The organism is Kocuria salsicia, assembly GCF_039532055.1.
In the GTDB taxonomy this organism is placed as follows: Bacteria; Actinomycetota; Actinomycetes; order Actinomycetales; family Micrococcaceae; genus Kocuria; species Kocuria salsicia.
Genome location: NZ_BAAARF010000022.1, coordinates 1 through 4140 on the forward strand (window position 1 = coordinate 1; position 4140 = coordinate 4140).

The window sequence follows — 4140 nt, forward strand, 5'->3', positions numbered from 1 at the left end:
GCCAAGCGCAGACGAGCGCGAGGAGTGAGAGCAGCGTTAGCGTGGGACACGAAGGCCTCCTGGTTCGTGAAGCGGTTGAACTCAACAGCTCCACTTCACAACCGGAGGTCTTCGCCCTTCAGCAGATTAGGCCCGTGTCACCGAAACAACGTCCCTGGACACCACACCTAGTCCGTCGTCCGCAACGGGCTATGTCATTATGCGGCGCCTGGAGGCGTTCAGTCCTCGTGACGTTCCTGCGGCTTCCTCCCAGTGGGCTCGCTACCGCTGTCGGGCGTGCCCGAGTCCGCCTCAGCACCCATTATCGGATTCACCAGAACGATGTCGGAGCTCGATTTTTCCGCCGTGCTCCGTCGGTCCCAGGTTGGGCGGCGCACGGCGTAAAAGATCAGCGGAGGGCCGCCCAGTAGCAGCACGACGACGGCGACGACCAGGGGGTAGGTGGCATCGGAGAGCCCAGAGAACCCGGTAGGGCGGACGAAGGCGAGAATGAAGGCTGCGGCGCAGGAGATGAAACCCAAGCCTGCCACCAGGGGCATCACAGGCGTCCGGTAGCTACGAACAACCCTTGGTTGCGTCCGGCGCAGCCGGATCGCGGCGGCGAACATCAGCATGTACATGATGAGGTAGAGCGCTGCTGCCATGTCCACCAGGGCGACGAATGCTGTGTTGCCATTGGGGACGAGGACGAAGAGCAGCGCGAGCAACGTCACGATCACTCCTTGCACCGCGAGGATGCCCACCTGCACCCCTGCCTTGTTCCGGCGCTGGAGCAACGGCGGAAGCAGTCCCGTCCGCGCGGCGGCGAGCAGGCCGCGTGAGGGCCCGGCAATCCACGTCACCACCGAGGCGAAAGCACCGAGTGCGACGAGCAGCGAGATCACCGGTGTGCCCCACGAGATGCCCCAGTGGTCGAAGAAGGTCTGGAAGGCCAGGTTGATGCCGTTGGTCACCCCGAGGTCGGTTTGCGGCACGGCCACGGCGATCGCGATTGTGGGGAGGATGAACACACCCAGGATGAGGATCGTGGCGAAGGCTATCGATCGGGGAAAGCCGCGTCCCGGGTTCTTCAGATCGTTCGCGTGCACCGCATTGACTTCCATGCCTGCATAGGCGAGAACGTTCGAGACGACGAGGACGATCGCGGCGATCCCGGTCCAGGGCGGTATGACCGCTGAAGGCTGTAGTGAGGTCTCGGAATGTTCTCCCGTGCCCAGCCAGAGCGCTCCGAGCGCGATCAGGAGAACCGCGGGGAGGATCGTGCCGAAGATCCCGCTCCAGCTGCCGACTTTGGCGAAGAGGTTGCCGCCGGCGAGAGTGATGAGAGTCGATCCCCAGTAGAGGACGAGGATGACGATGGCGGTGTAGATCCCGCTCTGTGCGAGATCGGGCTTTCCGACGACGAACGACAAGCTTGCCGCGATGAAGGCGATCTGCGTGGGATACCACACGACGTTCTGAATCCACTGGAGCCAGATCGCGACGAACCCTGCGCGTTCGCCGAAGGCCTCACGCACCCAGGTGAAGATGCCGCCTTTCCACCCCGTTGCCAGCTCCGCTGCCACGAGCGCGGTCGGCACGAGGAACAGAATCGCGGGGATGACGAAGAGCGTGATGGAGCCCAGGCCATAGGTGGCCATTGCGGGCAGGGATCGCAGCGACGCCACCGCTACCACCGTGAGCATTGACAGCTGCACGACCGACATGTAGGTCGTCGCTCCTGCCGCGGGGGCGCCAATCGCCGGCCCTGTGTGGTTTCTTGGGCGGCGGTTACCCGATCGGCCGTACGGATGAGGTTTGACGTGCTCCGCCGTAGGGGCCTGAGTGCCGTCCGCGCGCTCGTCCGGTCCTGCGGACTCGTGGTGAGACATCAGCTCGTCCCTTCCTTGTGCTCTGGGTCAGTGGTGGAATCCGGAGTGTTGGCCTTCTGCGGGCAGCGGGCCTTCGAGGGCATCGAGGTAGGCGACTGCTTCCCGGAGGTCTGCGAGGAACGAGGAGGCGAGGTCGTGGCTGAACCCGTTGCGGACGACGATGCGCTGGACGGTGATGTCCACGAGGTCGGCCGGCATCGGGTACGCGGGCACGAGCCAACCCTTCATGCGGAGCCGTTCCGACAGGTGGTACAGATTCCAGTTCTGTGTGTAACCATCTCGTAGGCGCCACGCGAATACGGGGATGTCCGAGCCGTCGTTCCAGAGCTCGAAGGCCGGAATCTTCGCGATCTCGCTCGAGAGGTACAGCGCAACGTCTTGGGTCGACTGCTGCACGGCTTGGAAACCTGTGCGTCCCAGTCGCAAGAATAGGTAGTACTGCAGGAGGACCTGCGCGCCGGGGCGGGAGAAGTTCAGAGCGAATGTCGGCATGTTGCCGCCGAGATAGCTGACGCGGAAGATCAGGTCGTCGGGGAGCGCGGTGATGTCCCGCCAAACGACCCAACCGAGCCCCGGGTAGACGAGGCCGTACTTGTGTCCCGATGTATTGATCGAGGCGACGCGCTCGATGCGGAAGTCCCATTCCAGATCCGGCTGCAAGAAGGGAGCGATCATGGCACCAGACGCGCCGTCAACGTGGATGGGCACGTCGATTCCGGTGGCCTCCTGGATGCGATCGAGCGCCGCGGCGATGGCCGCGACGGGCTCGTACATCCCTGTGTAGGTGACGCCCAGGATCGCAACAACGCCGATAGTGTTCTCGTCGACATACTTCTCGAGGCCGTGACCGTCGAGAACCTTATGTTCCTCGGAGATGGGAACATACCTTGGTTCGACCTCGAAGTAGTTGCAGAATTTCTCCCAGCACACTTGCACCGCGCTGGAGAGCACGATGTTCGGCTCCTCGGTGGGTTCTCCAGCACTGCGGCGCGCATGCTGCCAGCGGCGCTTGAGGGCGAGGCCACCTAGCATGCATGCTTCGGACGAGCCGATCGTGGATGTCCCGATGCTATTGGCGGGGTCCGGAGCGTGCCAGAGATCGGCGAGCATACGCCAACACCGCGTCTCGATGGCTGCCGTCTGCGGATACTCGTCCTTGTCGATCATGTTCTTATCGGCGGCTTCGAGATAAAGCCGAGACGCGTGATCGTCCATCCAGGTGCCGACGAAAGTCGCGAGATTGAGTCGGGCATTCCCGTCGAGCATCATCTCGTCGTGGACGATCTGATAAGCGGTTTCCTGCAGCGATTCCTCCTCGGGGAAGAGAAACTTCGGCAGCATCGTAGCCTCTCCCGGCCTGGAGAAGATCGGGTTGAGCTCGACCCGGTCGAGTCCATCCTCGTGCCGCGTGATGCGTTGCGTGTTCGACATTATTTTCCTCCTTCACCGTGCAGCGCAGGCGGGGTTGCCAACACCCAATTCCAGTGTAGTTCACCGGCTCTTCACAGATGAGGGTGTAGCTGTGGTGCGACCTGGGGCGGCGCGTCGGTGTCGGGGTGAGGGTCGAGGTCTTCCGATGATGGGAGTTCTCACACAACCCGTCCGGAAGACCTCGACGTGCCTGACGCTACCTTCACGCGCCCTGACCTGACTACCTTCACCCGCCTCGACGGCCTCGGTCTGGAGGTCACCGGCCAGCTGCTCGAGCCTGACCGGTCCGTGCTGGCGTGCCGGGTCGCGGAGCCGGACGACTGGTGCAGGCGGTGCGGCTGCCAGGGCGTGCCCCGTGACACGGTGAGCAGGGAGTTGGCGCACGAGCCGTTCGGGTGGCGCCCTACCACGCTGGTGCTCACCGTGCGCCGCTACCGCTGCAAAGAGTGCTCGCACGTGTGGCGTCAGGACACCACCGCTGCGGCGCCGCCGCGGGCCAAGATCTCCCGCGCCGGCCTGCGGTGGGGTCTGGTCGGGATCGTCGTCGGCCACCTGTCGATGGCCCGAGTTGCCGAAGGACTGGGCGTGGCGTGGAACACCGCCAACGACGCGGTCCTGGCTGAGGGCCGGCGTCTGCTCATCGAGGACCCGACCCGCCTGGACGGTGTCAAGGTCGTCGGCGTCGATGAGCACGTGTGGCGCCACACCCGGCGCGGCGACAAGTACGTCACCGTGATCATCGACCTCACCCCGGTCCGGGACGGCACCGGGCCCTCACGCCTGCTGGACGTGGTCGAAGGTCGGTCGAAGAAGGCGTTCAAGGACTGGCTGGCCGAGC

At 64.3% G+C, this 4140-nt stretch carries 3 protein-coding genes; 1 reads left to right on the plus strand and 2 read right to left on the minus strand.

Going from position 1 to position 4140, the window contains the following annotated elements; all coding sequences use genetic code 11:
• Positions 1-218: 218 nt before the first annotated feature.
• Together gadC and gad are read right to left on the minus strand one after the other, a co-directional pair.
• Positions 219-1706 carry a glutamate/gamma-aminobutyrate antiporter GadC gene (gadC, locus tag ABD264_RS11525; protein WP_344206160.1) on the minus strand — a complete coding sequence of 496 codons (1488 nt, stop codon included), beginning with the start codon at positions 1704-1706 and terminating at the stop codon, positions 219-221.
• 192 nt (positions 1707-1898) lie between these two features.
• Positions 1899-3302, minus strand: a complete 1404-nt coding sequence (gad, locus tag ABD264_RS11530; RefSeq protein ID WP_344206162.1) for a glutamate decarboxylase — start codon at positions 3300-3302, stop codon at positions 1899-1901.
• Between the two features lie 186 nt (positions 3303-3488).
• On the opposite strand from gad, the gene ABD264_RS11535 reads away from it, so the two are divergent.
• Positions 3489-4140: transposase (locus ABD264_RS11535; protein WP_486327060.1), on the plus strand; the 652-nt coding region annotated here is incomplete at its 3' end.